The sequence below is a fragment of the Streptomyces sp. NPDC041122 genome (assembly GCF_055592445.1).
The window spans coordinates 218,449-242,923 of the sequence record NZ_JBVIYQ010000009.1 but is presented as its reverse complement, the minus strand read 5'-3'; the positions used below and the strand labels follow the sequence as shown (position 1 = coordinate 242,923).

General features: G+C 74.1%; 22 protein-coding genes. 10 read left to right on the top strand and 12 right to left on the bottom strand.

What is annotated here, in order from left to right:
• The first annotated feature begins 87 nt into the window (after window positions 1-87).
• Window positions 88-1,044 carry an endonuclease/exonuclease/phosphatase family protein gene (locus ACZ6B8_RS30095; protein ID WP_471609270.1) on the top strand — a complete coding sequence of 319 codons (957 nt, stop codon included), beginning with the start codon at window positions 88-90 and terminating at the stop codon, window positions 1,042-1,044.
• A gap of 19 nt (window positions 1,045-1,063) precedes the next feature.
• On the opposite strand, the gene ACZ6B8_RS30090 is transcribed toward ACZ6B8_RS30095, so the two are convergent.
• Entirely contained in the window at window positions 1,064-2,101 is a 1,038-nt protein-coding gene (locus ACZ6B8_RS30090) for a phosphatidylinositol-specific phospholipase C domain-containing protein (protein WP_471609368.1), read from the bottom strand.
• Between the two features lie 309 nt (window positions 2,102-2,410).
• On the opposite strand from ACZ6B8_RS30090, the gene ACZ6B8_RS30085 reads away from it, so the two are divergent.
• From ACZ6B8_RS30085 to ACZ6B8_RS30075, 3 genes are all read left to right on the top strand, one after another.
• Window positions 2,411-2,971, top strand: coding sequence for a heme-binding beta-barrel domain-containing protein (locus tag ACZ6B8_RS30085; protein ID WP_471609269.1), 561 nt, complete (start codon window positions 2,411-2,413; stop codon window positions 2,969-2,971).
• A gap of 4 nt (window positions 2,972-2,975) precedes the next feature.
• Window positions 2,976-3,662 carry a 2'-5' RNA ligase family protein gene (locus tag ACZ6B8_RS30080; protein ID WP_471609268.1) on the top strand — a complete coding sequence of 229 codons (687 nt, stop codon included), beginning with the start codon at window positions 2,976-2,978 and terminating at the stop codon, window positions 3,660-3,662.
• 238 nt (window positions 3,663-3,900) lie between these two features.
• Window positions 3,901-4,392, top strand: a complete 492-nt coding sequence (locus tag ACZ6B8_RS30075) for a DUF3574 domain-containing protein (protein WP_471609267.1) — start codon at window positions 3,901-3,903, stop codon at window positions 4,390-4,392.
• Window positions 4,393-4,525: 133 nt separating this feature from the next.
• On the opposite strand, the gene ACZ6B8_RS30070 is transcribed toward ACZ6B8_RS30075, so the two are convergent.
• Window positions 4,526-4,975, bottom strand: a complete 450-nt coding sequence (locus ACZ6B8_RS30070; RefSeq protein ID WP_471609266.1) for a hypothetical protein — start codon at window positions 4,973-4,975, stop codon at window positions 4,526-4,528.
• A 127-nt stretch (window positions 4,976-5,102) separates the two neighbouring features.
• Here ACZ6B8_RS30070 and ACZ6B8_RS30065 point away from each other — a divergent pair, with 127 nt between their 5' ends.
• A complete protein-coding gene (locus tag ACZ6B8_RS30065) occupies window positions 5,103-5,753 on the top strand; it encodes a DUF4291 domain-containing protein (RefSeq protein ID WP_471609265.1) in 651 nt (216 codons plus the stop codon).
• A 16-nt stretch (window positions 5,754-5,769) separates the two neighbouring features.
• Here ACZ6B8_RS30065 and ACZ6B8_RS30060 read toward each other — a convergent pair whose 3' ends face one another.
• Together ACZ6B8_RS30060 and ACZ6B8_RS30055 are read right to left on the bottom strand one after the other, a co-directional pair.
• Window positions 5,770-7,224 (bottom strand): SWIM zinc finger family protein, encoded by a 1,455-nt coding sequence (locus ACZ6B8_RS30060; RefSeq protein ID WP_471609264.1) that lies wholly within the window; start codon window positions 7,222-7,224, stop codon window positions 5,770-5,772.
• The gene (locus ACZ6B8_RS30055; protein ID WP_471609367.1) at window positions 7,221-10,271 is read right to left on the bottom strand and encodes a DEAD/DEAH box helicase; all 3,051 of its coding nucleotides are present in this window, start codon (window positions 10,269-10,271) and stop codon (window positions 7,221-7,223) included. Before ACZ6B8_RS30055 ends, ACZ6B8_RS30060 begins: the two co-directional genes overlap by 4 nt.
• A gap of 329 nt (window positions 10,272-10,600) precedes the next feature.
• Here ACZ6B8_RS30055 and ACZ6B8_RS30050 point away from each other — a divergent pair, with 329 nt between their 5' ends.
• The 4 genes from ACZ6B8_RS30050 to ACZ6B8_RS30035 all read left to right on the top strand — a co-directional run bounded on the left by ACZ6B8_RS30050 (window position 10,601) and on the right by ACZ6B8_RS30035 (window position 14,563).
• A complete protein-coding gene (locus ACZ6B8_RS30050; protein ID WP_471609263.1) occupies window positions 10,601-11,554 on the top strand; it encodes a metallophosphoesterase family protein in 954 nt (317 codons plus the stop codon).
• A 19-nt stretch (window positions 11,555-11,573) separates the two neighbouring features.
• Window positions 11,574-12,905 carry an MFS transporter gene (locus ACZ6B8_RS30045; protein WP_471609262.1) on the top strand — a complete coding sequence of 444 codons (1,332 nt, stop codon included), beginning with the start codon at window positions 11,574-11,576 and terminating at the stop codon, window positions 12,903-12,905.
• Window positions 12,902-14,017 (top strand): TolB-like translocation protein, encoded by a 1,116-nt coding sequence (locus ACZ6B8_RS30040; protein ID WP_471609261.1) that lies wholly within the window; start codon window positions 12,902-12,904, stop codon window positions 14,015-14,017. The genes ACZ6B8_RS30045 and ACZ6B8_RS30040 overlap by 4 nt, the downstream gene beginning before the upstream one ends.
• A gap of 108 nt (window positions 14,018-14,125) precedes the next feature.
• Entirely contained in the window at window positions 14,126-14,563 is a 438-nt protein-coding gene (locus tag ACZ6B8_RS30035) for a RidA family protein (RefSeq protein ID WP_471609260.1), read from the top strand.
• Here ACZ6B8_RS30035 and ACZ6B8_RS30030 read toward each other — a convergent pair.
• The 6 genes from ACZ6B8_RS30030 to ACZ6B8_RS30005 form a co-directional block, all read right to left on the bottom strand.
• A complete protein-coding gene (locus ACZ6B8_RS30030) occupies window positions 14,538-15,611 on the bottom strand; it encodes a glycoside hydrolase family 6 protein (protein WP_471609366.1) in 1,074 nt (357 codons plus the stop codon). The two genes, ACZ6B8_RS30035 and ACZ6B8_RS30030, sit on opposite strands and share 26 nt — an antisense overlap.
• Window positions 15,612-15,955: 344 nt before the next feature.
• Window positions 15,956-16,906 (bottom strand): prolyl aminopeptidase, encoded by a 951-nt coding sequence (gene pip, locus ACZ6B8_RS30025; protein WP_471609259.1) that lies wholly within the window; start codon window positions 16,904-16,906, stop codon window positions 15,956-15,958.
• Window positions 16,907-16,931: 25 nt separating this feature from the next.
• Window positions 16,932-18,122: an MFS transporter gene (locus ACZ6B8_RS30020; protein WP_471075774.1), complete on the bottom strand. Its 1,191-nt coding sequence runs from the start codon at window positions 18,120-18,122 to the stop codon at window positions 16,932-16,934.
• A gap of 33 nt (window positions 18,123-18,155) precedes the next feature.
• Window positions 18,156-18,878, bottom strand: coding sequence for a uracil-DNA glycosylase (locus ACZ6B8_RS30015; RefSeq protein ID WP_471075771.1), 723 nt, complete (start codon window positions 18,876-18,878; stop codon window positions 18,156-18,158).
• 99 nt (window positions 18,879-18,977) lie between these two features.
• Entirely contained in the window at window positions 18,978-20,522 is a 1,545-nt protein-coding gene (locus ACZ6B8_RS30010) for a YfcC family protein (RefSeq protein WP_471609258.1), read from the bottom strand.
• Entirely contained in the window at window positions 20,519-21,904 is a 1,386-nt protein-coding gene (locus ACZ6B8_RS30005) for a M20/M25/M40 family metallo-hydrolase (protein ID WP_471609257.1), read from the bottom strand. The genes ACZ6B8_RS30010 and ACZ6B8_RS30005 overlap by 4 nt, the downstream gene beginning before the upstream one ends.
• Before the next feature lie 193 nt (window positions 21,905-22,097).
• Between ACZ6B8_RS30005 and ACZ6B8_RS30000 the strand changes: the two genes are divergently transcribed.
• A complete protein-coding gene (locus ACZ6B8_RS30000; protein ID WP_471075762.1) occupies window positions 22,098-22,544 on the top strand; it encodes an RNA-binding S4 domain-containing protein in 447 nt (148 codons plus the stop codon).
• A gap of 143 nt (window positions 22,545-22,687) precedes the next feature.
• On the opposite strand, the gene ACZ6B8_RS29995 is transcribed toward ACZ6B8_RS30000, so the two are convergent.
• Both ACZ6B8_RS29995 and ACZ6B8_RS29990 read right to left on the bottom strand, forming a co-directional pair.
• On the bottom strand, window positions 22,688-23,380 hold the full coding sequence (locus tag ACZ6B8_RS29995; protein WP_471609256.1) for a class I SAM-dependent methyltransferase: 693 nt from the start codon (window positions 23,378-23,380) through the stop codon (window positions 22,688-22,690).
• 69 nt (window positions 23,381-23,449) lie between these two features.
• On the bottom strand, window positions 23,450-24,385 hold the full coding sequence (locus tag ACZ6B8_RS29990; RefSeq protein WP_471609365.1) for an acyltransferase domain-containing protein: 936 nt from the start codon (window positions 24,383-24,385) through the stop codon (window positions 23,450-23,452).
• Window positions 24,386-24,475: the final 90 nt, after the last annotated feature.

Genomic DNA, 24,475 nt, shown 5'->3' with positions numbered 1-24,475 from the left:
CCGGTTTCGCGAGCAGGCTGCGCAGGGACGGCGCGCCCGTGGGCCGGGCACACGGAACGGGCTCGTGGACGGACGGAGGAGTCGGTCGTGATCATCGGCACGTGGAACCTGGAGAACCTCTACCGGCCCGGCGGGGCGTACGGCCCCAAGGACAAGGGCGCCTACGAGGCGAAGCTGGCGTCGCTCGCGACGACGGTCACCGCGCTCGGGCCGAGCGTCCTCGCCGTGCAGGAGGTCGGCGATCCGGCCGCCCTGGAGGACCTGGCGGGGCTCCTCGACGGCACCTGGCACGTCACCCTCTCCCGGCACGCGGACGACCGCGGCATCCGGGTCGGCTTCCTCACCGGCCTGCCCGTCTCCGTCATCACCGACGAGGACGCCTTCCCGGAGCCGCTCCGCGCGGTGCAGAGCGACGACGCGGGGCGGACGACGGGCCGGGCCGGGCGCGGCTTCCTCGCGGTGTCGGTGTCGACGCGGGCGTTCTTCTTCGACGCGGTCGTCTGCCACCTCAAGTCGAAGCTGCTCTCCTACCCCGGCGGCCGTTTCCAGCCGCGCGACGAGGGCGAGCGGGCCCGGTACGGCGCGTACGCCCTGTACCGGCGCGCGGCGGAGGCCACGGCGCTGCGCGCGCTCGCCGACCGGCTGCTGCGAGGGGACGGCCGCGAGCACCGGGTGGCGGTGCTCGGCGACCTGAACGACGAGACCGGGGCGGCGACGACACAGATCCTGCTCGGTCCGCCGGGGTCCGAGATCGGCACGCCCGGCTTCGACCGCCCGGACAAGGGCGACGCGGCCCGGCTGTGGGACGTGGCCCCGCTGATCCCGGCCGACCGGCGCTTCTCCCGCATCCACGCCGGCCGGCGCGAACTCATCGACCATGTGCTGGTCAGCCGCGGCCTCCTGGACCAGGTGCGGTCTGCGGACACGGGGGCGCCGGGCGCCTCCGCGGCCGCGCTGCCGTCGGTGGCGGACGGCGATCCCGCGGTACGCAGGGGCGCGGCGGGGTCGGACCACGCGCCGGTGTGGGTCCGGCTCCAGCCCTGACGCCCCCGGCCCGGCGGTCTCAGCCGCGCGGCAGCACGGTGGCGAGGACGCCGGGCAGCGGGTACCAGTCGGCGGAGACGATGCTGGCCTGCTTCCCCGCGAGCAGCGCCACGCGCTCCCTGGCCTGCGCCTCGGTCGGCCGCGTGCCGTCGATGGCGGGGGCGACGTTGTGGGCGTCGGTCATGACGACGAGGTAGCGGCGCTCCGCGTACCAGCGGGTGTCGATGGAGCCGCCCGCGTACGCGGAGGCGTCCCCGTCGAAGACCACGAACCACGGCCGGATCGACGCGTCCGCGTACCGCCCGCGCGGGTCGCCCGCCTCCGCGCCGAGCACGGCGGGGAACGCGGCGGCCTCGCCGAGGCGGCCCGCGGCGGCGAGGTCGCGCAGATGGATGGCGTACTCGCGGTCCGTCCAGAAGGTGTCGGCCGGGTTGCCCTGCTCGACGGTGCCGGGTATCAGCTCGACCAGGAACTTCCCGGCGAGTTCGGCGCGGGTGGGCCAGCCCTTGTCCCGTACGGCGTCGTCGAGTCCCGCGTGTCCGGCGGCGAGTTGTCCGGGGCGGTAGACGGCGTCGCCGAGCACACCGGTCAGAAGCGCGTCGAGGTCGGCGGGCCCGCGCTTGTTCCGGCCCTGGAACCCGTCCTTCATCTCCACCTTCAGCAGGATCGGGCGGTGCCCGGGGTGGGCGTCGTGCCAGCTGCGCATGTCCTTCAGGCAGCCCGCGAGGCTCTGGTTGCGCGCCTTGGTGCGCAGTTCGGCGGGGCTCTGGGCGTTCTCGCAGTTGTTGTCGTTGCCGAGGGGGTTGCTGTGCGAGACGCGCCATCCGCTGCCGAACACGTTGGTCCACACGTCGAGTTCGAGCATCGAGGCGCCCGAGTCGAGGGCGTCGGCGAAGTACGGGTACTTGGCCTTCTCGTACGCGTTGTGGACGCCGACGCCGGTCGTGGCGGAGTACGCGGAGTCCGGCGCGGGGTCCGCCGCCACGCCCGGCGCCGCTCCCGCCGCTCCGGTCACGAGCCCGCCGAGCACACCCCAGCTCACGAGAGCCCCCACCAGCAGACTGCCCACGCCTTTGCGCACCGTCACGCCCACCACCCTCTCCCTCCATGCCGCCGCCAAGTCCCGGGCAACGTACGGGAGTCGGGTGACGCAAGGGAAGACGGCGTCTTACGAGGACGGGGCGGAGGTCGTCGCCCCCGGGGCCCGGGGGTGTCCGTGCGCGCGCCGGGCCACCCCCTGGCCGTGCGGAGGAGCGCAGGACGCGCCCTAAGCTTCCCTGCGGCACCGGCCGTGATCGTCACGAGCGGGCCGAGCGGCCTGAACGACATGAACTGACTGACCCGAACCGACCCCAGGAGTCCGACCGTGTTCGACCTCGCTCCGGAACACCCGTACCCCGACAGCCTCGACCCCGACGCGACGCCCGCGCCGCACGCCCTGCTGGCGCCGGTGCTCGGGCTCCTCGGTACGTGGCACGGCCGGGGCCGGGGCACATACCCCTCGCTCCCCGCGGACTTCGACTACGCCCAGGAAGTCACCTTCAGCCACGACGGCCGCCCCTTCCTCCGTTACGAGGCCCGGGCCTGGATCCTCGATGCCGACGGCGCCCCGCTGCGTCCCGCCGCCCGGGAGAGCGGCTGGTGGCGGCTGCAGCCGGAGGGGCGCGTGGAGGCGCTGATCACCCAGCCCACCGGCATCGCGGAGATCGCGGTCGGCCGGGCGTCCGACGGCACGGTCGACCTCGCCGCCGGCGACGTGGCGCTCACGCCCACCGCGAAGGAGGTCACCGCCACCCGTCGCCGCTACGTGCCGGCCGACGACGGCACGCTCACCTTCACGCACGACATGGCGGCGGTCGGCCTGCCGTTGCAGCACCATCTCTCGGCCCGGCTGCACCGCGCGGGACGGCCGGCATCCGGCGCGTAAGACGATGAGCACGACGATCAGCACGAAGACCAACACGAGGACCAGCGCGAAGACCAGAACCGAGGCCGAGGGCAAGACCGAGGGCATACCGGGCATACCGTCGGCGCCGGACGTCGACGATCAGGAAGCCCACGAAGAGGAGGAAGGGGCGGACGCCGGCCGAGCGGCGGACGGTGGTGGCTGGCCCGACCTCCCCGGCGACACGGCCCTGACCATCCGCGTCCCCGAGGCGAACCCGCTGGTGACGGCGGGTTTCCCGGCGCACGTGACGGTGCTCTACCCGTTCCTCAACGAGTCCCGCTTCACCGCGTCGACCGACGCCGAGCTGCGGGCGCTGTTCGCCGCCCAGGCCCCCTTCACCCTCACCTTCAGCGCATTCCGCCGCTACCCGGGCGTCCTCTACCTCCCGCCGGCCCCCGACGCTCCGGTACGCGCCCTCACCCGGTCCGTCACCACCCGCTGGCCCGAGGCCGTCCCGTACCGGGGAGTCTTCGATCCGCCCCTCGCGCCTCACCTCACCCTCGCCAACCACGAGGGCCCGAACACGTACGAGGCGGCCTACGACGCGCTGGAGTCGAGGTTCGCCTCCGCCCTGCCGCTGACCGCCGAGGTGACCGCCGTCGACCTGATCGCGACGGACGGCCCGGGCCGGGGCTGGCGGGACGTGACGTCGTACCGCCTGGGCGGGTGAGGGGCCAACCGGGAGCGGCCGGGAGGCCGTAAGGCGGCATGGCGGCAAGGCCGCGAGGCCGCGAGGGGGCCGGCCGAGCCATGCCGCCGTGGGCGGGGCGTTCGACGCACGCGTGTCCGCCGCCGTCCGCCGCCGTTAGGAATCTACGGCCGCCCGGCCGAGCGACCCGACGACCCGGCGCCCGGGGCCGGCCGGCCTCTCCGCTCCTCTCCTCTCCTCCTCCGAAAGGGAACGCCCCATGGCCCTCACCTTCCCCCGGCTCTCCCGCACCCGGACGACCGTGGCGGTCGCCGTCACCGCCGTACTGGCAGCCGGCGCGCCCGCCGCTTACGCCTCGCTGGCCGACGAGGGCGGTGCGTCGCGCGCCGCCGGAAGCGCCGCGACGACGGCCGCCCGCGGCAAGCCCTTCACCGAGACGCGACTGCTCTTCGGCACCGAACGGCCCGACGGCGGGCCCGCGGTGACCGACAAGCAGTTCATGCGCTTCATCGACAAGCAGGTCACGCCGGACTTCCCCGAGGGGCTGACCGTACGGGACGGCCGGGGCCAGTGGCGCGACTCCAACGGGAAGATCGAGCGCGAGCGTTCGTACGAGCTGACCCTGCTCTATCCGACGGCCGAGGACCGCAAGCGGGACGCGCGGATCGAGGAGATCCGCGGCGACTACGAGAAGGCGTTCCAGCAGGACGCGGTGGCGCGGCTCGACGACCGGACGCGGGCCGACTTCTGAGCGACGGACGGCCCACGGGGTGCCGGGGACTGCTGAGGGACCGCCGAGGGTGCCGCGCCGGGGTGCGGCACCCTCGGCGGACGTCAGCAGACCTCAGCGGACCTCAGCAGACCTCAGCGGACCTCAACGGACCTCAGCGGTTCTCGATGACGCTCATGCTCCCGGTCTGGATCACCGTGCCGTGGTGCACCCCGCCGTAGATCTTGTTGTGCACGACGGAGCCCCGCCGCTCGTCCGGGTCGTCGTCGGTGGCCAACTCGGCCAGGAGCGACCGGAGTTCGTCGGCAGCCGCCGGATCCGACGCGAGCCTGCGCCGGAGCCTCGACCGCCACTCCGTCCGCACGTCGCCCGCCGTCTCCTCGTCGCCGGCCCGGCGCGCGGCGACGAGCTCGGCGCGGGCCTCCTCCAGCTCGCCGACGAGGTGGCTCTCGTCGGGGCCCGCGCCGCTCGCGCTCCCGTCCGCGCCGTCGCGCGAGAAGAACCGTACGACGCGGTCGCGCGCCTGCGTCCACCCGTCGGTCACCATCTGCTGCACGAGCGCCGTCGCACCGGCCGCCGCAAGCGCCGCCAACTCAGCATCCACGAGAGCCCCTTACCGCACGACCGCACGTCGCCGCGCACATCCACGCCACGTCCAAGGCCTTCACCGTAACGCCGCCGGCGGCAAATTCGCTGGCGGTCCGCGGACGAGGGCCGCACGCTGGTGCCCCATGAACTCCCGGCACGCCACCCCCGACACGACCGGCACCGCCTCGGCGCCCACCGCTCCCGTCCCCCGCCGCCAGGTCCGCGCCCGGTACACGGACACGACGATCACCGTCTACCAGGCGTACGCCCCCGAACTCGGCGTCCCCGCGGCCCGCACCGGCCGCTTCCCCGCCGCCTGGAAGCGGGACCGCATGACGTGGATCAAGCCATCCTTCCTCTGGATGATGTACCGCTGCGGCTGGGCCACGAAGGACGGTCAGCAGACGGTCCTGGCCGTGGAGATCTCCCGCGCGGGCTTCGACTGGGCGCTGCGCAACGCCTGCCTCTCCCACTACGCCCGCGGCCTCCACGAGGACCAGGCCGCCTGGAAACGCGCCCTGCGCCACTCCCCCGCCCGCGTCCAGTGGGACCCCGAACGCGATCTCCACCTGAACCCGCTCCCCCACCGCTCCCTCCAACTGGGCCTGTCCGGCGAGGCGTCACGCCGCTACGCGGACGATTGGACGGTCTCGATCACGGACGTCACCGACCGCGCCCGGGAGATCCACGCCCTGGTGCGGGACGGGAACGACCTGGAGGCAGCGGCCCGGCTGCTCCCCGCGGAGCGCCCCTACCCGACGGACACCGATCAGCTGAGCCACCTGGAGGCGTGACCCGGCGCGGGGGCCGCTACGCCTCCGTCATCCCCGTCAGCGCACCCACCGGGTCCGTGTCCGCCTCGCCCTCCGGCCACCAGTCGGAGCCGCCCGGCTCGCTCTCGTACGGGTACCAGCGGCCGTCCTTGCCGTAGCGAAGCTGCAGCGTGCCGTCGTCGTTCGTGAGGCGGTTGCGGTGGATCGTCATGCGCGGCAGGTCCGCCGCCACCAGGGCGCCGCGGGCCCGGTCGAAGGGACCCGCCGGAGGGTCCCAGGGGGATTCCAGGACCGTCAGACCGTCCTCGCCGCCCTGGCGCCAGGCCGCCGCCGCCCGGGAGAGCTCCGCGGCGGTGCTCCCCACCGACCCGGCCAGCTCGGCGAACTGGCGGCTGAAGGTGCGGCGGCCGGTGAGTCCGGGGTGCGAGGCCGCAAGGCGGACCGCGTCGTGCCAGGGGGACGTGACGGTGAAGGGGTCCGCGCCCGAGGTGAGGAAGGCGTGGGCGCGCGCCGCCGCGTCCGTCACCAGGAACTCCAGCGCCGTCGGGTCCGGGGCGCCGGGGACGGAGGGCAGAACCGGAGGCTCGCCCGGACGGGGTGGCGGCGGGAGCGGGGCCGGCAGCCGGGAGCGGTACGCCGTCGCCAGCGCCTCGCGGGCCGGGACGCCGGGAAGGGCGGGCGCGGCCGGGGCATCGGGCGGGGTCGCGGCGTCGTGCGGGGCATCCGCGCCGCCCCGTGCCCGTCCGGCGGGCGCCGGAGGCGGCACCGCGCCCTCGCCGGGCGGGCTCCCGCGGCTCGCTCTGCGGTCCTCGGCTTCCTCGGCCGCCGACTTCCGGGCGTTCCTGCGGGACAGCTCCTCCAGCAGGTCCTGTTCCTCGCCGCCGCGCAGCAGCAACAGGACGAACGGGTCCGCGTCCAGGAGACGGGCGGTCTGGTAGGCGAGGGCCGCCGCGTGCTTGCAGGGGTGGCCCCGGTCGGGGCAGGTGCACGACGGCGCCAGTTCCCGGGCGCCGGGGAGCAGCGGGACGTCCGCGCGGGTCGCCGCGTCGGCCAGCGCGTGCGGCATCTCCTTGTCGAGCAGGGCCGCGATGCGCGCGGGCTCGGTGGCCACCGCGTCCAGGAACCGGTCCCAGTGCTCGGGCAGCATCGTCCGCATCCGGATCTCCGCGCGGTACGGGCGGGGGCGGTTGCCGTGGACGTACGCGACGATGCGGCCCGGCGCGACGGTGATCGTGTCGACCTTGCCCTCGCGCGCGTAGGTACGGCCGCGGGCCAGACGGGCCTGGTCCAGGGCGCTCTCCTCCAGCGCGTCGATCCAGGCGTTGCCCCACCACGAGGCGGCGAAGGGGGTCTTGGGGTCGGGGTACGCCGGGAGCGCGGGGAAGACGCGGCCGCTGCCCATGCGGCTCGTCTCGCTCATCCCGCTGGCCCAGCCGAGGCCGCCACCGCGTCGCGCGCCGCCACCGCCCGGCGCTCCGCTCCGTCCGTTCACGACGCCCTCCGCAGTGCCACGAGGTCGGCCAGGTCCGCGTCGGAGAGCTCCGTGAGCGCCGACTCCCCGCCGTCGCCGAGCACCGCGTCGGCCAACGCCTGCTTCGCGGCGAGCAGTTCGGCGATGCGGTCCTCGACCGTGCCCTCGGTGACCAGCCGGTGGACCTGGACCGGCTGGGTCTGCCCGATGCGGTACGCGCGGTCGGTGGCCTGCTCCTCGACCGCGGGGTTCCACCAGCGGTCGTAGTGGACGACGTGGCCGGCCCTCGTCAGGTTCAGGCCCGTGCCCGCGGCCTTGAGCGACAGGAGGAAGACGGGGACCTCGCCCGACTGGAAGCGGTCCACCATCTCCTCGCGCCGCGCGACGGGGGTGCCGCCGTGCAGGAGCTGGGCGGGGATGCCGCGGGCCGCCAGGTGCGCCTCCAAGAGGCGGGCCATCTCCACGTACTGCGTGAAGATCAGCACCGCGCCCGCGCTCTCCGACTCCGTGAGGATCGTGTCGAGGAGTTCGTCCAGGAGCTCCAGCTTGCCGGAGCGGGGGCGGCCCGCCCGCGTCGTGAGCAGGCCGTCCTTCAGATACTGCGCGGGGTGGTTGCAGATCTGCTTCAGCGCCATCAGGAGCTTCATGACCAGGCCGCGCCGGGCCATGCCGTCCGACGCCTCGATCCGGGCCATCGTCTCGCGCACCACCGCCTCGTAGAGGGAGGTCTGTTCGCGGGTGAGGGTGACCGGGTGGTCCGTCTCCGTCTTCGGCGGGAGCTCCGGGGCGATCCCCGGGTCGGACTTCTTGCGGCGCAGCAGGAAGGGGCGGACGAGGCGGGCCAGCCGGTCGAGGGCCTCGTCGTTCTCGGCCGTCTCGCCGCCCTCCACCAGGCGGGCGTGGCGGGCGCGGAACGCCTTGAGGGGGCCGAGCAGGCCCGGTGTCGTCCAGTCGAGCAGGGCCCAGAGCTCGGAGAGGTTGTTCTCGACGGGGGTGCCGGTGAGCGCGACGCGGGCCGGCGAGGGGATGGTGCGCAGCGCCTTCGCCGTCGCCGCGTGCGGGTTCTTGACGTGCTGCGCCTCGTCGGCGACGACCAGTCCCCAGCTCCGGGCGGCCAGTTCGGGCGCGCTGGTGCGCATCGTGGCGTACGTGGTGAGGACGAAGCCGCCGGTCAGGCCGGTGAGGGTGCGGCCCGGTCCGTGGAAGCGGCGCACCGGCACGCCCGGCGCGAACCGCTCGATCTCCCGCTGCCAGTTGCCGAGCAGCGACGCCGGGCAGACCACGAGGGTCGGCGCGGGGTGCGCCCGGTGGAGGTGCAGGGCGATCAGGGTGATCGTCTTGCCGAGTCCCATGTCGTCGGCGAGACAGCCGCCGAGACCGAGCGAGGTCATGCGGTCCAGCCAGGCGAGGCCCCTGAGCTGGTAGTCCCGCAGGGTGGCGTGCAGGCCGGGGGGCTGGGCGACCGTGTCGAGGTCGTCCGTCACGCGCTCGCGCAGCCGGGCCAGCGCGCCGACGGGGACGGCGGGCACCCGCTCGCCGTCCACCTCCGCGGTGCCGGTCAGCGCGACCGACAGGGCGTCCACCGGGTCGAGCAGGCCGAGGTCCCGCTTACGTGCCTTGCGGACCAGCTCGGGGTCGACCAGCACCCATTGGTCCCGGAGCCGGACGACCGGGCGGTGCGCCTCCGCCAGGACGTCGAGCTCCGCGTCGGTCAGCGCCTCCTCCTGGTCGCCGAACGCCACCTGCCAGCGGAATTCCAGGAGTTCGCCGGCCTTGAAGAAGTCGAAGTTGTCGGCCGCGGTGCCCGGGGCGGGGCGCACGACCGCCGTGGCGGTGAGGCCGCGGGTCAGCTCCTTGGGCCAGTGCACGGCCACGCCCGCGGCGGCGAGCCGGCCCGCCGCCGCGCCGAGCAGGTCGTACAACTCCTCCTCGCTCAGCGACAGCACGTCGGGGCGCGGACGCTCCAGAAGCCTGCCGAGCGGCGGCCACACACGGGCGGCGCGGCGCAGCGCGAGCAGCGTGTCGACGCGCGCGCGTGGCCCGAAGTGGTCGGCGCCGGCCCACAGGCCCGGCACGTCCGTCACGAGCGCCGGGTCGGCGAGGCTGTGCACCTGCACGACGGCGGCGGCCGGGCTGGACACGGCGGCGCGGGGCACCGCGCCGCCGGCGGAGGCTTCGGCGACCCCGGAAGCCTCGGCTGTCCCGGTGGCCCCAAAGCTGTCGGTGGCCCCGGAGGTCTCCGCGCTCTCGCCCCCGTCGAAGACCTCGTGCGCCCGCAGGTCGAGCCGGAGCGACACCCGTACCCCCGCGTCCATGCCGGCCGCGACCTCCGCCGCCCACTCCCGCGCTCCCGGCAGCCGCTGCGGCTCGCGCGCGGCGAACGGCGCGCCGACCGCGTGGACCGCCGCCGGAGTCCGCGGCAGGGCGTCGACCACCGCGTCGACGAAGGCCCTGACCAGCGCGAACGGCTGCGGCAACCGCAGCGGCCCGGGGCCGGGCAGCGGCACCGCGTGCGCCTCCGCGGGCAGCGCGGCGGCGATGGCCCGCAGATGGGCGACGTCGGCCTCGTCCAGCGGCCCCGCACGCCACGCGTCCAGGTCCTCAGCGGTCAGGCCGGGCAACAGCCTGCCGCGCGCCGCCAGGTGCAGCGCGTGCCGGGCGGCCAGCGCCCAGCAGGCCACGGCCGGATGGACGTCGGCGGGGACAGGGGCGTGGGCGTGGACCTGGCCGCGCGGATACGAGGGTGCGTGGGCGGCGCTGAGCAGGAGCGGCACCGCTTCGGCGACCGGCACGAGGAGGGCGGGCACGGTGCGGCCACGCGCGCCCTTGCCGTGCTTGCGGGCCACCACGAGGTCCCCTGGCTCCGCCGGGCCCGGGCCCTCACCCGTACCGAACGCGTCTGGCGACTCCGAACCCGGCCCCGGACCCGGCCCCGGCAGATCCGGCAGCGCGCCGCCGTCCGGCCGCCAGAAGGCGATCCGTCCCTCCCGGGGGACCTCCGCGGGCAGGAAGACGGCCGCGCAGGCACGTACCAGGACGGCACCGTCGGCCCACACCGACCCGGCCATCCGCGCCCCCGTCTCCGCCGTCATCACCACCGCCGCCTCACTCAGGCCCCACTCAGTCCCTGCTCACGCCACCTGTCCCCACGCTCGCCACCCTAGGCGAGACCACTGACAACGCCGGGAGGACCGCAACCGGCCACACCCGCCACCCCCTCCCCACCACCACCGGGTGAACACTGGAAGGAAACTTTCCTAACAATAATTCACCCCGCGTTATTGACGCGCACATGCCGCATCGCCAGGATTCCCCGGGACAGCACGGCACCGGAACACCGGCACCCCCACGCCCACCGAGGCACGCCCACCGAGGCACGCCCACCGAGGAGACCGACATGTCGCCCACCCCCCGCGCCATGAACTCCCGCACACCGAAAGCACGTTGGGGCATCCCCGTCGCCGCGGGCGCCTCGCTCGCCCTCGTCGGCGGCGTGCTGCTCTGGTCCCCGGCCGGACAGGCCGACGCCTCCCCGACCGCCGCGTCCAGGGCGGGCTTCACGGCGGTCGCCGCGGGAGACATCGCCGAGCGGTGCACCGCGAGCAGCAGCAGCTGCAAACACCCCAAGACGGCCGACCTGGTCCGGCAGATCAACCCGTCGTTCGTGATGACCATGGGCGACAACCAGTACGACGACGCCCGCCTGACGGACTTCCAGAAGTACTACGACAAGACGTGGGGCGCCTTCAAAAGCAAGACGCGCCCCGTCCCGGGCAACCACGAGACCTACGACCCGGCCGGCGCGCTCGCCGGCTACAAGTCCTACTTCGGCTCCGTCGCCTACCCCGACGGCAAGAGCTACTACAGCTTCGACCAGGGCAACTGGCACTTCATCGCGCTCGACTCCAACAGCTTCGACGACGACGGCCAGATCGACTGGCTCAAGGCCGACCTCGCCGCCAACTCCAAGAAGTGCGTGGCCGCCTACTGGCACCACCCGCTCTTCTCCTCCGGCGAGCACGGCAACGACCCGGTGAGCCGCCCGGTCTGGAAGCTGCTGTACAACAACAAGGCCGAGCTGGTCCTCAACGGCCACGACCACCACTACGAGCGGTTCGCGCCGCAGAACCCCGACGGCAAGGCCGACGCGGACGGCCTCGTCGAGCTGCTCGGCGGCATGGGCGGCGCCAACCCGTACGACATCGAAGAGGTCCAGCCCAACAGTCAGAAGCGGCTCACCAAGACCTTCGGCGTGGTGAAGCTCAACTTCACGGACACGGGCTTCTCCTGGAACCTCGTCGCCACGGACGGCTCGACGAAGGACACCAGCCCGTCCTACTCCTGCCACTGAGTCCGGCGGGAGCGCTGCGATGTACCTCGCTTCCACCGGCGCGGTCACCAAGGGCGACGCGGCCGCCACGGCCCCGGAGCGATCCGGGGCCGGGCGCGGCCGCGTCGCGGGACCCGTCCTCGCGCTGGGCGCGGTCAGCCTGGTCACGGACATCTCCTCCGAGATGGTCACCGCCGTCCTACCGCTCTACTTCGTCCTCCAACTCGGCCTGTCACCGCTGCAGTTCGGCTTCCTCGACGGGCTCTACAACGGGGTCACCGCTCTGGTGCGGCTGGCCGGCGGGTACGCCGCCGACCGCCACGGGCGGCACAAACTGGTCGCCGGCGGCGGCTACGCCCTCTCCGCGCTCTCCCGGCTCGGGCTGCTGCTCGCGGGCGGCGCCACCGCGGGGATCGGCGCGGCGCTCGCCGCCGACCGCGTCGGCAAGGGCGTGCGCACCGCGCCGCGCGACGCGCTCATCTCGCTGAGCAGTCCGCCCGAGGCGCTGGGCCGCGCGTTCGGCGTGCACCGCGCGATGGACACGACGGGCGCGCTGCTCGGGCCGCTCGCCGCGTTCGCGCTGCTGTGGGCGACCGCCGACGCGTACGACGCGGTGTTCGTGGTCAGCTTCTGCTTCGGCCTGCTCGGGGTGCTGATGCTGGTCGCGTTCGTGCCGGGGCAGATGGAGATGCCGGGGCGGGTGAGTGAGCCGAGGCGCCCGGAGCGACCCGAGCGCTCCGGGCACCCCGAGAGGGTTGGCGGCGGCGAGGGCGCCGAGAGCCGGGCTCCCGGTGCTCTCGGCCTCCTCCGCGTCCCCGCCTTCCGGCGCGTCCTGACCGCCGCCGCCCTGCTCGGCGCGGCCACCATCGGCGACTCGTTCGTCTATCTCCTGCTCCAGCGGCGGCTCGACTTCGCGGTCGCGTGGTTCCCGCTGCTGCCGCTGGGTTCCGCCGCCGTCTATCTGCTGCTCGCGGTCCCCGCCGGGCGGCTCGCCGACCGTACGGGGCGGCGCGTGCCGTTCCTCGCGGGACACGCGGCGCTGCTCGGCGGCTACCTCCTGCTGCTCTCGCCCACGGACGGCAGGCCGCTGCTCGTCGGCGTCCTGCTGCTGGTCGGCGTCTTCTACGCCGCCACGGACGGCGTCCTGATGGCCCTCGTCGCCCCCGTGGTCGCCGAGGAGCGGCGGGCGAGCGGCATGGCCGTCCTGCAGACCGGCCAGGCGCTTGCCCGGCTGGTCGCCGCCGCCGGGTTCGGCGCCGCCTGGACGCTGTGGGGTGTGCGTCCGGCGCTGACCTGCGCGGCCCTCGCGCTCACCGCGGCGCTCGCCGGGGCGGCCCTCCTGCTCCGCCCGCCTTCCGAAGGACGCCCATGACCTCGCCCTCCGACGCCGACGCCACGGCCCCCATGTCCAGCGCCGCCGGCACCGACACCGGCACGGCCCCGGACTCCCGCCGCCCCCACCACCCCCTCCGCTCCCGCCTCGTCGCCGTCACCGTGGCCGCCGCCGTCCTCGCGGGTGTCGCCGTGGCGTACACCCTGCACGCGGCCCAGCGCGCCCAACCGGCCGACGCGGCATCGGAGTTCGGCCTCGACCGGGGCCATCTCTACTTCCGCGGCACCGAGGCCGGCGCGGGCCGGGTCGCCCGGCTCCCCATGGCCACACCCGGTCGACATACCGACAACAGCCCCGCGGGACAGCCCGGAAGGGCCGCCCGCACCACCGGCGGCCCCTCCTGCGAACGCTTCTACGCCGCCGCGGGCACCGGCCTGTGCCTGCAGCGGCGCCCCGGCATCCCGCCCAAGGCGTACGCCGTCGTCCTCGACCGCGACCTCCGCGAGAAGCGCCGCATCGCGCTCACCGGGATCCCCAACCGGGCACGCGTCTCCGCGTCGGGACGGATGCTGTCCTGGACGATGTTCGCCACCGGCGACTCCTACGCGGGCTCGTCCTTCTCCACCCGCACCTCCATCCTCGACACCCGCACCGGTTACCTGATCAAGAACATGGAGGAGATCCCCCTCACTCTCGACGGCCACCGCTACCACGCCCCCGACGTCAACTACTGGGGCGTGACCTTCGGAGCGGACGACAACCGCTTCTACGCGACCGTGTCGACGAAGGGCACGACGTATCTCGTCCGCGGCGACATGCGGAAATGGGCGGCGACGGTCCTGCGCGCGAACGTCGAGTGCCCCTCACTCTCCCCCGACAACACCCGCATCGCCTTCAAGAAGCGGGTACGGAAGGGGACCCGGGACCCGTGGCGGCTGTACGTCCTCGACCTGCGGACGATGCGCGAACACCCCCTCGCCGAACGGCGCGGCGTCGACGACCAGGCGGCGTGGCTGGACGACGCCACCCTCGCGTACGCCCTGCCGGGCGGGGACGGCCGCAAGCAGGACATCTGGACGACCCCCGCCGACGGCTCGGGGAAGCCCGTCCTGCGCGTACGAGGAGGGAGTTCACCGGCGGCGCTGCGCTGACCCGCACCTTGGCCGCCCCGCCCCGGTGGTGCGTCGGGGCATGCGTCAAGCGTCGGGGCCGCGGAAAATACGGGTGCGTACGCACTCCAGTTCCCGCACGATGACGACATGAGCGCCCACGACCACGGCACACCTCAGCCCCCGCCCCCACCCCGACGCACCACCGTCACCAGCCTCTTCCCACCCCCCGGTTACGCCCACGCCGCCGTCGTCGAGGCCGGCACGCGGCTCGCCTTCATGGCGGGGTCCGTGCCGCTCGACCCCGACGGGCGGCTCGTCGGCGAGGGCGACGTCGTCCGGCAGACCGAACAGGTCATCGCCAACCTCGACGAGGCCCTGCGCGCGGTGGGCAGCGCGCTGTCCCAGGTGGTGGCCAGCACCGTGTACGTCGTCGGCGACGAGCCCGCCGCGCTCGGCGCCGCGTGGCGGGCCGTCCGCGCCTCCGGCCTCTCCGCGGGCCCGCACACCTCGACGCTGCTCGGCACGACCTGTCTCGGCTACCCCGGCCAGCTCGTCGAGATCACCGCCACCGCGGTCGTGCCGTGATCCGCCGGACAGGTCCTCGGCGGGGGCGCTGAGCGCGGGCCCGGCGGGCCAGGTCGAGGGCGTACTCCGGCCACCACTGGCCGGCCTTCGGTCCGCCTCGGCACGTCCCGTCGGACTCGCCGGGCCGCTTGATCCACAGGTAGGCGTCGAGCGAGGGGTCGCCGGTCCGGGAGGTCGGCGGCGTGCCGAGGGCGCGGCCGGGCGGGTTGCACCAGGCCTCGTCGCCGCCCTTGTAGGGCCCGTTGCCGTTGCGGCTGCTGTCGATGACGAAGTGCTTGCCGCCGCCGAGGGCCTTGACGAGCCGGTGGCCGTAGTCCGAACTCACCTTGTTCGTCTCGTAGTTGGACACGTTGAGCGCGAAGCCGTCGGCCCGGGCGATCCCGGCGCGGCGCAGCGGCTCGACCAGGCGCCGCTCGTCGGGGACCCAGCCGGCGTTCCCCGCGTCGAGGTACACCTTCGCGTGCGGCTGGCGCTTGAGGCGGTCGACGGCGTAGGCGAGCAGCGCGTGCCGTTCGGTGGCGTCCGCGCGCGGGCAGCCGGCCACGAGCTGTGCGACGGCGTCCGGCTCGACGATCACGTACGCGCTGCGCGTACCGATCGCCGCGGCGATCCCGTCGACCCACCCCCGGTAGTCGGCGGCGTCGCGGGCGCCGCCCGAGGAGTACGCGCCGCAGTCCCGGTGCGGGATGAAGTAGGCGACGAAGACCGGGGTGCGCCCCGCCTTCGCCGCCGCCTCGACGTGGGTCCGCACGTCGGCGCCGGATCCGCTCGCGTACAGCCAGACCGCCTGCGGCTGCCCGGCGATGCGCTCGATGAGCCGGGCGTCGCCGGACCGGCCCTCCCGCCGCCACGACGCGACCTGCTTCGCCGCGGCGCTGTACGGGTCGACCCAGAAGGCCGGGCCCTCGACGGTCGAGGGGTCCGGGGGTGTCTCCGTGTCCGTACGGGTGGCGGCCCCCGCGGGCGCGCCGGCCACCGCCGCCGTCAGCGCGCTCAGCGCGAGGGAGGCGGCGAGCACGGCGCGGGAGAACGCGGAGCGCCGGCGGATGCGCGGCGAGGCGTGCGGGCGGAGGCGGCGGAAGGGCTGCGGAGACACCGGGCGGCTCCAGTGGTTCGGTGTGACGGCGCCGGTGGTGTCCGGCGCTTCCCCGGAGTCTGCGGGCGCCGCACCCCGCCGGCGCCTCCTGCCCGGCCGGGACGCGGAGGTTCACCCACGAGAATCACTCCGACGGCGGCGTGACCCCGGGCAGCGGCACCCGGCCCGTGACGAGGCGGAATCCAGCCCGTCCGGCGCTTGAGGACGAACTCGGCGAAGCCGGTGACCGACCGAGCCCCGTGAGACCTGGCAGGACCTCCGGGCCCCGTCCGTCCGAGCGAGCGCCGTGCTACGCGCTACCTCCGGAACCGGTCCGTCGCCCGCACCAGCTCCTCCGCGATCCCGCCCGCCCCCGCGTCGTGCCCCGCCTCGTCGACGAGGACCAGCTCGCTGTCGGGCCACGCCGCGTGGAGCCGCCACACGATGCCCAGCAGGTTGCCGAAGTCCAGGCTCCCCTGCACCATCACCCCCGGGATGCCCCGCAGGGAACCCGCGTCCCGCAGGACCACCTCGTCGCCGCCCAGCCAGTGGTCGTGGGCGAAGTAGTGCGTGACCGTACGGGCGAAACCGGCCCGGAAGTCCGCGTCCTCGTACCGTGCGACGGACCGCGGCGGAGCCGGCACGCACGCCGTCTCCCAGTCCGTCCAGGCCCGGGCCGCCCGCGCCCTGACCTCCGCGTCCGGCGACTCGAGGAGCCGGTTGTAGGCCGCGGCGAGGTCCCCGTCCCGCTCGCCCTCCGGCACGTGATCGCGGAAGGCGCGCCACGCCTCGGGGAAGATCTTTCCCAGGCCGCGCGTCAGGAGGTCCACCTCGGCGCGGCTGCCCGTGGCGACCCCCGTGAGGACCAGTTCGGAGACCCGGTCCGGGTGGGTCTGCGCGTACCGCAGGCCGAGGACCGACCCGAACGAGACGCCCCACACCAGCCACCGCTCGACGCCCAGATGGCGCCGGAGCAGCTCCAGGTCGGCGATGAGATGCGCGGCCGTGTTGACGCCCATGTCGGTCGCCGGATCGCTCGCGGGCGGTGTGGACCGGCCGGCGCCGCGCTGGTCGAGCAGGACGATCCGGTAGGCGTCGGGGTCGAAGTACCGGCGGAAGAAGGGTGTGCAGCCGGAGCCGGGACCGCCGTGCAGGACGACGGCGGGCCTGCCCCTCGGATTGCCGCAGACCTCGTAGTACACGTGGTTGCCGTCGCCGACGTCGAGCATGCCGTGGTCGTACGGTTCGATGTCCGGATAGAGGCCCATCGCGGCACCCTAACCGGCCCGCGGACTACTCCGCCTTCGCGTTTCGCATCCGCCCGTACGCGTACACGCAGCCCGCGAGCGCCAGGTCCGAGAGCAGCATGAAGCCGATCGAGTACGAGTTCTTCGCGCTGTAGATCGCGCCCATCACCAGCGGCGGGACGAAGCCGCCGAGGCCGCCCACCGCGCCGACGATGCCGGTGACGGAGCCGACCTGTGGCTGCGGGGTGACCTGGGAGACGAGGGCGAAGACGCTGCCGCTCGCGGTGCCGAGGCCCGCCGCCATGGCCAGGAAGCAGATCGTGCCCGTCGGGTTCAGCGTCGGGTCGAAGGCCTGCACGACGGCGAAGAGCGCGACCACCGCGAGGGCGATGGTGGTGACCGTGGCCGGGTGGATCCGGTCGGAGAGCCAGCCGCCGACGGGCCGGAAGACGACGGTGACCAGCGCGAAGCCGGCCGCCTTGGTGCCGGCGTCGGTCGGCGAGAGGTCGTACCAGGTCTTCAGGTACGTGGGCAGGTACACGCCGAAGGCGACGATCCCGCCGAAGCCGATCGCGTACAGGGCGGACAGCTCCCAGGTGACCCGGAGCCGCCCGGCCTGCCCGAGCCGGCTGCCGAGGGAGCTGGTGGGCACCGGCCGGTCGGGGCGGTCGGTGATGAGCAGCATCGCGAGCAGCGCGAAGGCGGCGAGCGCGCAGGCGACGACGATGAACGGCAGGTTCACGCCGTGCTTGGCGATGCGGGGCGTGAAGTAGCCGGAGAGCGCCACGCCGCCCATGCCCATGCCGAAGACGCCGAGCGCGAAGCCCCTGCGGGCAGGCGGGAACCAGGAGTTGACCAGCGGGATGCCGATGGCGAACGTCGTCCCGCCGAGGCCGAGCAGGAAGCCGACCCCGAGCATCGCGAGGTAGTTGTTCCTGGCCGGGATGATCAGCAGGACCGGGACGATGGTGAGCGCCGAGACCAGCGGGAACATCAGCCGCGCGCCGTAGCGGTCGGTGAGCGCGCCGACCGGGACCCGACCGAGCGAGCCGACGATCACCGGCACGGCGACGAGGAGCGACTGCTCGAAGGAGCTGAGCCCGAGCCGGTCCTTGAAGTCGCTGCCGAGCGGGGCGACCAGATCCCAGGCCCAGAAGGTGAGCGTGAAACCGATCGTCGCCACGGCCAGGTTGCGGTAGGCGGCGGCGGAGGGCTTGGCTGCGAGGGTCTGGTCCACGACCTCAACGTAGGAAGCGCCACCCGGCGCGGCTCACTCTGCTGGGCCGTTCGGGTGCAGCCCCGCCTCCAGGGCGGCCGTGCGCAGTACGTCGCGCAGCATGGCGGGCGTGAGCCGTCCGGTGAACGTGTTGCGCTGGCTGACGTGGAAGCAGCCGAAGAGGTCGAGGCCCGCACCGGCCGGCCCGCCCGGCAGCACCACGTGCGCCCCGTGCCCGAACGCGGGCCGGGGCCGCGGAACCTGCCAGCCGGCCGCCGCGAACGCGGGAAGCGCGGCCTGCCAGCCGAACCCGCCGAGGACGACGACCGCCTTGAGCGTGGGGGCGAGCAGTTCCAGCTCGCTCACCAGCCAGGGGCGGCAGGTGTCGCGCTCCTCGACGGTCGGCTTGTTGGCGGGCGGCGCGCAGTGCACGGGCGAGGTGATGCGGGTGCCGTACAGGGTGAGGCCGTCGTCGGCGCTCTCGGTGGTGGGCCGGGAGGCGAGGCCGACGTCGTACAGCGCCGGGTAGAGGAAGTCGCCCGACTTGTCGCCGGTGAACATCCGGCCGGTGCGGTTGGCGCCGTGCGCGGCGGGCGCGAGGCCGACGAGCAGCAGGGAGGCGTCGGCCGGGCCGAAGCCGGGCACCGGGCGGCCCCAGTAGTCCCAGTCCTCGAAGGCCGCGCGCTTGGTGCGCGCGACCTCCTCCCGCCAGGTGACGAGGCGGGGGCAGGCGCGGCAGCCGGTGATCCGCTCGTCCAGTTCGCTCAGGCCGTCCATGCCCTCCACCGTACGTACGGTCGGATACGAGGAGTCAGGGCGCCCCGCGCCGGCGTCCGGGCGTCAGTGCCGCGCGCCCGCGTCGAGGCGCCCCGGCGCTCAGGTCAGCGCCGCGCCCACCGCCACGAACCCGCAGATCAGCAGGAACAGGATCAGCAGCAGCGGCCACACGAACCGCAGGTACTTGTCGTAGCCGACCTTGGCGAGCGCGACCCCGCCGATGGTCACCGCCGTCGTCGGCACCCACAGGTTCATCCAGCCGCTGGCCGACTGCCAGGCCGTGACGACGACCGCGCGCGAGACGCCGGCGAAGTCGGCGAGCGGGGCGAGGATCGGCATGGCGAGCGTGGCGTGGCCGGAGGTGGAGGGGATCAGGAAGGCGAGCGGCAGGTTCACGATGAAGACGATGACCGCGAAGAGCCCGGACGAGGTCCCCTTCACGACCCCCTCGATGGAGTGCAGCACGGTGTCCGTGATCTTCGAGTTGTTCATGATCGTGGTGACGCCGCGGGCGAGCAGGATGACCAGCGCGGGCGAGACGAAGTCGGCGGCGCCCTGGATGATCGTCGAGCTCAGCCGCTGCTCCCCCATGCGCGCGACGAGCCCGACGAGGACGGCCGCGCACAGGAAGAGCGCGGCCAGCTGCGGGAAGGACCAGCCGAGTTCGAACCCGTACGGTTTCGCGTCCGCCTTGCCGGTGAGCGCGCTCGACCAGGGCACCACCGAGAAGATCATGAAGGCGAAGACCAGCGCGGTGGCGATCAGGACCGCCTGGTGCAGCCGGGTCAGCTCGGGCGCCTCCTCGGCGTCCTCGGCCGCCCGCTCCCGGTCGCGGTCGCCCGGCAGGAAGCCGGAGAGGGAGCGCTCGGGGTCGCGCCGCACCCGCCGGGCGTAGCGGATGACGTACGCGACGGTGACGCCGGTCAGGACGATCCACATGGCGAAGCGGAGCACGATGCCGTCGCCGAGCGAGATGTCCGCGGCGGACGAGGCGACGCCCGTGGCGAAGGGGTTGACGGTCGAGCAGAGCACGCCGACGCCCGCGCCGAGGATGATCGCGCCGACGGCGGTCATGCGGTCGTAGCCGAGGGCGAGCATCAGCGGCACGATCAGCCCGTAGAAGCCGAGGGTCTCCTCGGCGAAGCCCTCGACCGTGCCGAGCACGGAGAAGACGACCATCACGCCGGCGATGAGCAGCGCGCCGCGCTCCCGCAGCCGGTGGGCGAGGCGCCCGATGCCCCGGTCGAGCGCGCCGGTCGCGAAGACGACGGTGATGAAGGCGCCGATGGCGAGGACGAAGAGGAAGACGCCCGCGCTGCCGTACAGCGAGCCGACGTTGTCGGGCGCGACGAGCGAGGTCTTCTCGTCCTGGATGCCGTAGAGGCCGTTGACGGGAGAGAGGAAGAGGTCGTTCAGGCGGTCCACGAAGGACTGCCCGGAGTCGACGCGGTGGTAGGTGCCCTGGACGGGGGCGCCGGAGCCGTTGCGGTCGTACTGCCCCGAGGGGATGAGGAAGGCGAGCAGCCACACGGCGACGGTGACGACCGCGAGGACGGTCAGGGCGCTGGGGAAGGTGAACTTGCGCTTGCCGGCGGGCGGCCCTTCGGCCGGATCGCCGCCGACCGGGGTCTCCGTGGTGCTCATGCGGCCCCGCCCGTCGTCCGGCCCGCGGTGGACCGGTCGAACGCCTCGGCGTACTCCCGGACGAAGGCGCACAGGGCGACGACCGTGTTGCGCAGCTCGGAGAAGAGGACGCGTTCGTTCGGGGCGTGCAGATTGCACATGCTGTCCTGCGCCCCGAAGAGCAGCACCTCGGCGCCGGGTGCCGCCTTCGCGAGCCCGTTGACCAGCGGAATGGACCCGCCGGTTGCCACATACGAGGCCTCCTGCCCCCAGCCCTCGCGCAGCGCGTCGAGCGCGGCGCGGTAGGCGGGGCCGCCGGTCGTCGCCTCGAAGCCGGGCCCGGTGTCGCCGGGCGTGACGGTCAGCGGAACCCCGAAGGGCCGCAGCGCGCGCAGATGGTCCACGAGCAGGCCGCGCGCCTCCTCCGGGTCCTGACGCGGATGGAACCGCAGGTTCAACTTCGCCCGGGCGTACGGCACCACGGCGGACGCGGCGTGCTCCACGCTCGGCGCGTCCAGGCCGATGACGGTGATCGCAGGGCCGCTCCACAGCCGCTCGCCCAGGCTGCCGCTGCCCACCAGCGGCATCCCCTCGCGCACGCCCGCCAGCGAGCGGAACTCCTCCTCGGTGTACGCCGTCCCGCCCCACTCCTCGCGCCGCAGTCCCTCCACGGCCACGTCCCCGTGCACGTCGTGCAGGGTGGCCAGCGCCTTCAGCAGGACGAGCAGCGCGTCGGGCGCCGCGCCGCCGAACTCCCCGCTGTGGCGCGGCTCGTCGAGGGTGCGGACCTCGACCGTCACCTCGGCGGCGCCGCGCAGTCCGGTGGTGAGGGTGGGGGTGCCGGGGCGGAGGTTGCCGAGGTCGGCGATGACCATGGCGTCGCAGGCGAACCGCTCGGGGTCGGTGGGCGGGTAGCCGTCGAAGGCGCTGCCGTACTCCTCCTGGCCTTCGATGACGATCTTGACGCCGACCGGTGGCCGCCCCGCGTACGCCCGCAACATCCCCAGATGCGCGATGACGTTGGACTTGTCGTCCGCGATGCCGCGGGCGCGCAGGCCGCTCTCCGCCGCGTCGACGGGCGTCGGCTCGAAGGGCGGGGAGCGCCACAGGGCGGCGTCGCCCGGCGGCTGTACGTCGTAGTGGCCGTAGAGCAGGACGGTCGGCACGTCCGGGGAGGGGGGCGGGATCTCGCCGTAGACCACGGGGGCGGTGTCGGGGAGCTCCAGCCGCTCCACGTGCGCCACCCCGGCGTCCCGCAGCAGTCCGGCCACCAGGTCGTGGGCCTCCTCCACCGGCCCGGCGGGGAAGCCGGGGAAGGCGATCGAGGGGATCGCGGCGAGCCGTTCCAGGTCGGCGCGGAGTCCGCCCATCAGACCGTCGACGGTGGCTTCGAAAGACGTCATGGGCAGGCACTCCTGGGAGTCGCGAGTCATGTCCTCGCATCCGGACGGCTGGACGCGATCACGGAGTCGCGGCCACTTCATCGCGGACGTTTTGTCGTGATCGGTCCGCATTATCGGCGCCGAGGGATGGCGGATTCCGGACGGCTCGCCGGGAGGCGGGGGTGCCGCTCCGAACCCGGACTAAGGTCGACGTATGGCTTCGGAGACTTCAGGGAGCGGCGGAACGGGCCGCGCGCCGGGTGCGGCGGCGGCCGATCCGGCAGGCGGCGGGGGTTCGGTGCGCGTGGACAGCTGGATCTGGTCCGTCCGCCTCACCAAGACCCGCTCGGCGGGGGCCGCCGCGTGCAAGGGCGGCCACGTCCGGGTCAACGGCGAGCGCGTCAAGCCCGCCCACGGCGTGCACGTGGGCGACGAGGTGCGGCTGAGGCAGCCGGGCGGCCGGGAGCGGGTCGTCGTCGTGAAGCGCCTCATCCGCAAACGCGTCGGCGCGCCCGTCGCGGTCGAGTGTTACGTCGACAACTCACCGCCCCCGCCGCCGCGCGAGGCGGTCGCCCCCGCGGGCATCCGCGACCGGGGCACCGGCCGCCCGACGAAGCGGGACCGCCGCGAGATGGAACGGCTGCGGGGCGCGGAGGGCTAGCGGGCGGCTCGGCGGATCGGCGGCCCGTGCGAACGCACTGAGCCGACCCCGCTGCCGGACGCACCGCAACGCGGAAGCGGCTCGACAACACCCCGCAACCTGGGTGCTGCCGAGCCCTGTGTGCTGCCGGAGCCCAGCGCCGCCTACCGCACCGGCACGGCCCGCACCCATATCCCGTCGTCCGTCAGGTACTCGTCGACCTTCAGGTCCGCCTCCGCGAGGGCGTCCTCGAACTGTCCCGGGGTGAGCGGGCGGGCGCGGAACGTCTGGGTCCATACGGCGTCGGGGAAGACGTACTCCGCGCGCACCTCGTCGACCCCGTCGCCGACCGGCGTCGCCGAGACGATCCGGACCGTGTAGCCGCCCGGGTCGACGCGCTCCCTCGGCAGGTTCGTGTGGTAGTCCGCGCCCTCGCGCTGGATCAGCACGCATCCGCCGTCCGTGACGTGCTCCCGGCAGGCCCGCAGCATGGCGCGCCGCACCGCCGTGTCGCCGTTGTGCACGAGGAACGACGCGAGCATCACCACGGAGAACTTCTCGTCCAGGTCGAGCCGCTCGATGGGGCTCCGCACCGTCCGCACCCCGCCGCCCAGCGCGGCGACCTTCGCCAGCATCTCCGGGGACTCGTCCACCGCGGTGACCCGGAAGCCGCGCTCCAGGAGCGGGCGGGTCACCCGGCCCGCCCCGCAGCCGAGTTCGAGGATGTGTGCTCCGGCCGGCACCGCGGCTTCGATGACGTCGGGCTCGTCCCCGACGGACAGGCGCGTGTACAACTCGACCGCGCAGCCGTCCGGCGTGATCGCGCCGGGCCCGGTCCCTTCGTGTCCCTCACGCATCTCCAGGCTCATGCCCGGCCAACGAAGCGCGCCGGGACCCCGTTCCCGGCTCCCGGACGCCCCCGCCCGCTACAGCGGGAACCAGCCATGCCCGCCGTACCAGTGGCCGCCCGCCCGCAGATGGTCGCCCACGGCCCTCTCCGCCCTTGTCCGCCGGGGCAGTTCGGCCACGGGGAGATCCCGGTCGCCGAAGACGAAGGCGACGGGGTCGTCGTCCTGCGGGTCCGTGGGGTAACCGTCGGCGAGGCGGAATCGCCCCTGGAAGCGGACGATGTTCGAGTCCGCGGGCAGGTGGTCCCTCAACTGCGGGTCGAGCAGCCAGGAGTGGCAGACGGCTGTCTCATATCGTTCCTCGGGGAAGTGCCGCGCGAAGAACTCCCGGGCCAGAGAGATCGAACGGTCACAGGCCTCCGGCGTCAACGGCCCCCGGAAGTCGGTGATGTGGAGGTTCAGGCACGGGTCGCCCGGCCCCGCTCGGTGTCCGGCGCCGGCCGTCGCGCCGCCCATGCGCCGCCCCAGGACGGCCCGCTGGAACTGCAGCCGCCCCAGCTGGTAGAGCTCGCCCCGGAAGTGCAGGCCGGGCCATCCGGGTACGAGCAGACCGCGGCTGCCGCGCGCCCTGCGGTGCACCGCCAGGTTGCGCCCGAGGTCGGCGAGGGTGCGGCGCGAGACGTCCGCGGGGATGCCGCGGTCGCGGTGGTACGCGCGTACGTGGGGCAGCGCCGCGACGTACACGAACACGAAGAAGCACCGCCCTAGCTCGCCGCACGCCTCGGGCAGCACGGGGGCGCGGCCCCCGCCGCCGACGCTCCCCATGTCGCGCACGACGGCGTCGACGCACCGGTCGAGCAGCCACCGCGCCTCCGGGTCCGCCCGGAACCGGCCGCGCAGTGCCACGAGGGCGTTGACGTCCTCGTGCGGCACGGCGAGATCGAGGAGCACCTCGGGCAGCTCGTCGGCGTCCGGCAGCGCCGCGGCGGACCGGGGCTCTCCCGCGCTCTCCAGTTCCGCCAGCCAGCCGGCGAGCACGTCGTCGCCCCGAAGCTCTTCCAGCACGTTTCCACCCTCTTTATCCTGAAAGGAGGAGATGACCTC